The organism is Dialister sp. UBA1703, assembly GCA_002320515.1.
GTDB lineage: Bacteria > Bacillota > Negativicutes > Veillonellales > Dialisteraceae > Dialister.
This window is the reverse complement of the sequence record DCJJ01000040.1, coordinates 197-5077: the sequence shown is the minus strand read 5'-3', so window position 1 is coordinate 5077 and position 4881 is coordinate 197. Positions and strand designations below refer to the sequence as shown.

Genomic DNA, 4881 nt, shown 5'->3' with positions numbered 1-4881 from the left:
TCCATTCCGGTTTGTTGCCGGAGTGGAGGAAGGCTTCCACTTCTTCCAGACGACGGATGCATCTCACCTTACGCTGGCCGCTGCCTTCTTCGATTTCCTTCTTGAGGGCTGCTTCCAGTTTCGGCAGGTCCAGTTCCTTCAGCAGTTTCTGGATGGCTTCAGCACCCATCTGGGCCTTGAAGGAGCCGGGGCCGAATTTAGCTACAGCGTCCTGGTATTCCTGTTCGTTCAGCACCTGTTTCTTCAGGAGGTCGGTGCTGCCGGGATCGAGGACAATGTAGGCTGCGAAATAGAGGACTCTTTCCAGCTGGCGGGGAGAGATTTCAAGAATCAGTCCGATGCGGGAAGGGGTGCCTTTGAAGTACCAGATGTGGGAAACCGGGCAGGCAAGGGCAATGTGGCCCATTCTTTCACGGCGCACTTTGGAGCTTGTGACTTCTACGCCGCACTTGTCGCAGATGGTGCCTCTGTAGCGCATTTTCTTGTACTTGCCGCATTTGCATTCCCAGTCCTTGGTTGGTCCGAAAATCTTTTCACAGAAGAGACCGTCGGTTTCCGCCTTCAGGGTTCTGTAGTTGATGGTTTCCGGCTTGGTGACTTCGCCATGGGACCATTCAAGGATCTTTTCCGGAGAGGCGATACCGATTTTCATGGAATCAAATTCGTTTACATCTAACAATTGGGTTCTTCTCCTTTCCGGGTTTATTCATCCTGGCCATCCATATGGCCGGTTTCATTGTTCATATCCGTTTCGACAAATCCTGCTTCTTCGTCGGCAGGCGCATTGGCTTCGGCTTCCAGGGTGTCGTTGAAGGAAGCAACATCATTGCCGCCGGCTGCTTCGCCGCCGTTCATGGATGTTTCCATGGCGTTTCTGGATTCAGTGACTGCACTGTCCCCTTCCATGGCTTCTCTCACTTCGTCCCGGTGCCAGCGTTCGCCGCCGCCGTAGCCCTGTTCCAGATCGCTTTCGTCCAGTTCCTTCAGTACCACTTCATCTCCGTTTTCATTGAGAATCCGTACGTCCAGACCGATGGACTGCAGTTCTTTCATGAGGACTTTGAAGGATTCCGGAACGCCGGGGCTCGGAATATTTTCGCCCTTTACAATCTTTTCATAAGCCTTCACACGGCCGATGACATCATCGGACTTCACTGTCAGGATTTCCNNTCGCCGAAGCGCTGGCCGCCGAACTGTGCCTTGCCGCCCAGAGGCTGCTGGGTAACCAGGGAGTATGGGCCGGTGGAGCGGGCATGGATCTTATCATCAACCAGGTGATGGAGTTTCAGCATGTATTTCCAGCCGATGGTGACCTGGTTGTCCAGTTTTTCACCGGTACGGCCGTCATAGAGGTCGGTCTTTGCGTTAGCCGGGAGACCTGCCGCCTTTAAGGTTGCTGCCAGGTCTTCATCGCGGCAGCCGTCGAAGACGGGGGTTGCGATGTGAATGCCGGATTCGGTAGGTTCAGGCATGCCGTAGGTGTCGAAATCGTAGCCGCAGTCGATGAGACGCTGCTTCATTTCTTCATACTTGGCGCTTCCTTCGCCTGCTGCCAGGGCTGCATGGATTTCTTCACCCAGCATATGGCAGGCCCAGGACAGATGGATTTCCAGAATCTGGCCGATATTCATTCGGGACGGTACGCCCAGAGGATTCAGTACCAGATCCACCGGACGTCCATCGGGGGTGAAGGGCATATCTTCTACCGGCATAATACGGGAGCATACGCACTTGTTGCCGTGACGGCCGGCCATCTTGTCGCCTTCGCGGATCTTACGTTTCTGGGCAATGTAGACACGCACCAGTTTGTTCACGCCGGGAGCCAGTTCGTCGCCGTTTTCACGGGTGAAGACTTTGACGTCCACCACCTTGCCGAATTCGCCGTGAGGAACGCGGAGGGAAGTATCGCGGACTTCTCTTTCCTTGTCGCCGAAGATGGCGCGGAGGAGGCGTTCTTCCGGAGTGAGCTCGGTTTCGCCCTTTGGGGTGACCTTGCCTACCAGGATATCACCGGGGCGTACATCGGCGCCTACCATGATGATACCGTTTTCATCCAGATATTTCACAGCGTCTTCGGAAACGGAGGACAGCTGGCGGGTAATTTCTTCTTCGCCCAGCTTGGTGTCGCGGGCATCGCATTCGTATTCTTCAATGTGGATGGAGGTGTACAGGTCATCCTTGCAGAGACGTTCGGAAATCAGAACGGCGTCTTCGTGGTTGTACCCTTCCCAGGATACGAAGGCTACCAGCACATTGTGGCCCAGGGCCAGTTCGCCCTGATCGGTGGCCATGCCGTCAGCCAGGGTATCACCCTTTTCCACTCTTTCGCCCTTGAATACGGTGGGGCGCTGGTTGATACAGGTGGACTGGTTGGAACGCATGAATTTAATGAGGTCATAGGTATCCAGTTCCCCATTGTCCGCACGGACAATGATCTGGCGGCCAGTGACTCTCTCCACGGTGCCGCCCCTCTTGGCGAGGATGCAGACGCCGGAGTCCTGGCCGGCTACCCATTCCATGCCGGTGCCGACGAGCGGCGCTTCCGGACGGAGCAGCGGCACTGCCTGGCGCTGCATATTGGCGCCCATGAGGGCACGGTTCGTATCATCGTGTTCCAGGAATGGAATGAGGGATGTACCGATGGAAACGACCTGCTTTGGAGATACGTCCATGAGGTCTACTTCTTCCGGTTCCGCTTCCAGTACGTCCGGGCCGCGGCGGCTTGCCACATTCTTATGGAGGAAATGGCCTTCTGCGTCCAGCGGTTCGGAAGCCTGGGCAATGATTTTATCTTCTTCAATATCGGCGGTGACATACTTCGTTTCGTTTGTCACATGGTATTCCTTTTCGCCGGTCTTTTCGTCCACGCTCTTTTCAATCATGCGGTACGGGGTCTCGATGAGGCCGTACTTGTTGATGATACCGTAGTTGGAGAGGGAGGAAATCAGGCCGATGTTCGGACCTTCAGGGGTTTCTACCGGGCACATGCGGCCGTAATGGGAGTAATGTACGTCGCGGACTTCGAACCCTGCTCTTTCACGGGACAGACCACCGGGGCCCAGAGCGGACAGACGGCGCTTATGAGTCAGTTCAGCCAGCGGGTTTGTCTGGTCCATGAACTGGGACAGCTGGGAGGATCCGAAGAATTCCTTAATCGCTGCCACAACGGGGCGGATATTTACCAGAGCCTGGGGAGTCATCTTGTCCTGATCCTGGGTGGTCATTCTTTCACGGACTACCCTTTCCATACGGGTGAGACCGATGCGGAACTGGTTCTGCAGCAGTTCTCCTACGCAGCGGACGCGGCGGTTGCCCAGATGGTCGATATCATCGCTCTTTCCGTAGCCCTGCATCATGTTCAGCAGGTAATCGATGCAGGCGATAATGTCGCACCGTTCCAGAATACGGTAATTATCTTCCCTGTTGCCGGAAGAGCAGATGACCTTGACAGGCGTGCCGTCATCCTTCTGGGTCATCACTTCCACCTGGTCGAAGGAAGAGAATACACCGCTTTCCTCAATCCTTGCAATAGCATCTTCATCGATGAGGCTGTTGGCTTCAATCACCACTTCGCCGGTTTCCTGGTTCACGATAGGGCCTTCGGTCTTGTGTCCCAGGAGACGGTTCTTCCAGGACAGCTTCTTGTTCAGCTTGTAGCGGCCTACCTTGGCCAGGTCGTAGCGGCGGGGATCATAGAAGAAATTGTTCAGAAGCGTGGTGCCCGATTCTTCCGTAGCCGGTTCACCGGGGCGCAGCTTGTGATAGATTTCAATGAGAGCAGACTTGCGGTCCGTGGTATTATCCTTGTCCAGCGTTTTCTCGATATGGATATCATGGTCGAAAAGGTCCAGGATTTCTTCATTGGAAGAATAGCCCAGAGCGCGGACAAGCACGGTCACCGGCATCTTGCGGTTACGGTCGATGCGGACGGAAATGGAGCCGGCAGGGTCGGACTCCAGTTCGATCCAGGCGCCGCGGTTCGGAATGAGCTGGGCGCTGTAGATTTCCTTATCGAAAGCGTCTCTTTCCTTCTTGTAGTACACGCCGGGAGAGCGGACCAGCTGGGATACGATGACACGTTCAGCACCGTTGATGATAAAGGTGCCGGTGTCGGTCATAACCGGGAAATCACCCATGAAAAGGTCATGTTCCTTCAGTTCTCCGGTCTCCTTGTTTTCCAGGCGCACCTTCACATAGAGAGGAGCAGAATAATTGACGTCCTTCGCCTTGCACTGCTCGATATTATACTTGCCTTTGCCGAAATAGTATTCGCCAAAATGCAGCGCCCACTTGTGCGCGCTGTCCTCAATAGGGGAAATATCTGCAAATACATCCTTCAGCCCTTCCCTGCAGAACCATTCATAAGACTTCGTCTGCAGATCGAGCAAATGCGGCATTTTCAGGACTTCCTGTGATCTGGCATAGGTGTATCTCTTCTTCTTACCAACCTGCACAGGTCTGAACATCTTGCTTTTGGGCATTCCTCGCCTCACCCTTTCGTTTCAAAACAGGACTTCCGGGAAGGTCTCCCTTCCTTAAAGCCTTAATATATACCATATAAATAAATAAAAAGGAACGGTTGCAAAGATAAATTTTACTACAATTCACCACTGAATGCAAGGAAACGTTCCTTTTTAATACCAAAAATTTTTGAATACCACATTTAAGATATTTTCTTTTATAGAATTTTTTAAGCCTGTTATAGAAATTTTCTTGCGTAAAAATTTCCTATTGCATTTTCAGGACTTTTTGTTCCAGCACATTCTAGCATTATGAAAGAGAAAAAGCAATAGGGAATGGGGCCACTCTGTGGCCCGGGTTCAGAGGGTTCAAAAGGTTCAAAGGGTTCAGAGGGGAAGGTTGACGGGGCTTCGCCCCGAG

The 4881-nt window shown here is 53.2% G+C and carries 2 pseudogenes; both read right to left on the bottom strand.

From position 1 onward, the window contains the following. Nucleotides 1-679: pseudogene (locus B2Y11_RS01980) on the bottom strand (DNA-directed RNA polymerase subunit beta'); the annotation flags it as partial. 23 nt (nt 680-702) lie between these two features. Continuing rightward, nucleotides 703-4466, bottom strand: a pseudogene (gene rpoB, locus B2Y11_RS01975) (DNA-directed RNA polymerase subunit beta). Between the last annotated feature and the right edge of the window lie 415 nt (nt 4467-4881).